The organism is Intrasporangium mesophilum, from assembly GCF_054783095.1.
In genome coordinates, this window is sequence record NZ_BAAGRF010000038.1 from 1 (window position 1) to 576 (window position 576).

At 26.4% G+C, this 576-nt stretch carries 1 rRNA gene; it reads right to left on the minus strand.

The features are described 5' to 3' along the window. Positions 1-198: ribosomal RNA gene (locus ACYVLP_RS23460) — 23S ribosomal RNA — on the minus strand; the annotation flags it as partial. Between the last annotated feature and the right edge of the window lie 378 nt (positions 199-576).

Consider the following 576-nt stretch of genomic DNA (forward strand, 5'->3'; position numbering starts at 1 on the left):
CGCTCACCACTACTAACAGGATCTCGGTTGATTTCTTTTCCTTCTACTACTTAGATGTTTCAGTTCGTAGAGTTATTATTAAATTGGTTTCCCTTAGGATTATCGTAATTATCAAATCATTCATTACGATTTTTGGTATAACTACCTCCTTTGGATGTATTGGCTAGTCATTCCCGATAGTCCCTTTTTCATCTTGGTAATACATTACATATCATTATTGGATACTTATTTTATTTATCTATTTATTAAAAATTACCTGTGCTTACTTATTATTTTAATTTTAATAATTTATTATACCACGCAAATATGATGAATCACGCATTTAATTATGTAAAGGCAATATAAACCTTAAAATAATTTATTTAAATAAAATTTTTGTAAACTACCCATCCATGACATACGGGAACTTTAGAATAAGGCAAATATTTATAAAATATTTATATTTTTTACCTTAATTTAAAGAAGATAATAATAGTATTTTTATCTATATAAATAAATTAGGCCCGCGAGAAACAATTTCTAGCTCTCGAGGATCATGGAGCCGTTTTTAATAAATTAAATATTTAAAATAAGTAC